The organism is Xenorhabdus bovienii, assembly GCF_024721015.1.
Lineage (GTDB): Bacteria > Pseudomonadota > Gammaproteobacteria > Enterobacterales > Enterobacteriaceae > Xenorhabdus > Xenorhabdus bovienii.
This window is the reverse complement of the sequence record NZ_JANAIF010000181.1, coordinates 1-1969: the sequence shown is the minus strand read 5'-3', so window position 1 is coordinate 1969 and position 1969 is coordinate 1. Positions and strand designations below refer to the sequence as shown.

Here is a 1969-nt window from a genome sequence, read left to right as displayed (position 1 = left end):
CTGGCATTTACTCTCGTTTGGTTACCAATGTGGGCTGATTGATTTATGAACATAAAACATCAACAGTCCCTAGTAACCCACTTACGGAAACGGTGGGAAAGAGTTCCTATCTTCACAGCATCACGACAACGGATTGTCAGAAAGTACATTCCTGATTCGTTGATAATGTTTATTTTTTGTTCCCCACCAAGGGTGTCGGTTAAAGCGACACCCTTTTCATCATCAAGCTTTGCGATGGCATCCCGGCTATTTTTGATTTTCAAGGCATCACATACATCTTGAGCAACAAACCAAGGGTTACCATTTTTAGTCAATGTACGTACTTGCTGATTTTCGAACATGAATGGGGTTACTGATAGATTAGCCATTTCTGACTCCTTACTTTTCTTTCTAGGAAAATCCACAATTAAGTGGTGTCGGGAGGCTAGAAACAGCAGTAAGAGCTGCGGACTTATTCCCCTTTCGGGTGTTGTATTCGCCGCCCTCCCGACATTGATTCGGAGAGATGGCAGCCTTAAAGCTACCATTAAAAAATAGGCATAAAAAATCCAACACTAACGGGGTTGGTTCTGACCGCTTACTTAAGGTTTCTAGGCCTCATTTAAGAAATGGTAATGAATTGCTTTCGGAAGGTCAACTACATTTTTCCATACACATGAAAATTTCGTACTATGTACGATTTTACTTTTACAATCGTACATAGTACGAATATAATATTTTCCATAGACGGGCAAGGATGTGTTTTATGGAATACCTACTTTTTATCGAAACCCCCGTGTTTAGTAGAGATCGGGCAGATTTGTTAACTGATGATGAATTCAGACGACTACAGGAGCACTTACTAAAGAATCATGAACAAGGTAGTACCATTAGCGCTACTGGAGGATGTAAAAAGATTCGCTAGCAGCGAGAAGGAATGGGAAAAAGTGGCGGAGTAAGAATCATCTACTACACCATCACGAAAACTGGAAGGTTCTATCTTCTTTTGATTTACCCTAAGAATAAAAAAGATGATTTAGCCCCAAAAGAAAAAGAAGTACTTAAAGCTATCAGTAATAAATTGCAATAATCAACGCCGCGTAGATACGCGGCAATGTTCATACAGCGGAGAAACTATGGACAAAAAACTTTTTGATGATCTGGTTGAAAGCATGAATCAGATGGTAGCGATTGAAAAAGGAGAGCTTTCCGTTCCTGCTGAAAATATTCATCGCCATCGTCTGCCTGATGTAAAAAACCTACGCGAAACCTTCGGGTTAAAGCAAAGTGAGTTTGCCGAAGCTGTTGGCGTTTCTGCTTCCCTAATTCAAAGCTGGGAGCAACATCGCCGTATTCCTTCTGGCTCATCACTTAAGCTGCTTAAAATGCTTGAACGTAATCCCACACTGATTAGTGAATTAAGCGCACTTTAATTTTCTCCTTTGCCTTGATGTAAGAAGAGAAAATAATTTCAGTTCTGCTTATTCTGCAAAGCCGCTTTCTATCTGATTTCCATGATGGAATGCGGCCTTTCTTCGTGATCTTACTTCTCACGTAAAATAGAATTTTCCTTTTATTATCATATCATTGTAATTTTCCCCGCGATCCTCTTTTGATCCAAAAACTGAAATTTCCTGAAAATATTTTCACACTTTTCAATTTGCGGTTTCTCTCACGCCGCCTGTGCTGGCGCGCTCTGGCGGTTCCCTTTGTCGGATTTTAAAACTGAAATAATTTTTTGATCCAAAACGTGCAGGCGGGTGCGGTGTAGTGCGTTTTACGTCATGTTTACGTTTATTTCGTGGGGATTGTGCAGTGTGAGCCCGACGCAGAAACGCGATCCAAATTATCCACAGATGGTCTGTAGGTTAATGAGTGAATGGTGCTATGTGCGTCTGGTTGCGTTTCGTAGGGACTTAACTACCACCTACTGAAGTAGGTGGGTTAGCGCACTTCGGTGCCGACGACTGAAAGTCGTCGAACCACGCAC

At 41.4% G+C, this 1969-nt stretch carries 2 protein-coding genes and 1 pseudogene; 2 read left to right on the top strand and 1 reads right to left on the bottom strand.

The window, feature by feature from the left end; all coding sequences use genetic code 11:
- Positions 1 to 59: 59 nt before the first annotated feature.
- Entirely contained in the window at positions 60 to 368 is a 309-nt protein-coding gene (locus NXS07_RS19720; protein ID WP_258087483.1) for a BRO-N domain-containing protein, read from the bottom strand.
- Positions 369 to 745: 377 nt separating this feature from the next.
- Here NXS07_RS19720 and NXS07_RS19715 point away from each other — a divergent pair.
- Positions 746 to 1069, top strand: a pseudogene (locus NXS07_RS19715) (type II toxin-antitoxin system RelE/ParE family toxin).
- 46 nt (positions 1070 to 1115) lie between these two features.
- Positions 1116 to 1412: a NadS family protein gene (gene nadS / locus NXS07_RS19710; RefSeq protein ID WP_038214735.1), complete on the top strand. Its 297-nt coding sequence runs from the start codon at positions 1116 to 1118 to the stop codon at positions 1410 to 1412.
- Positions 1413 to 1969: the final 557 nt, after the last annotated feature.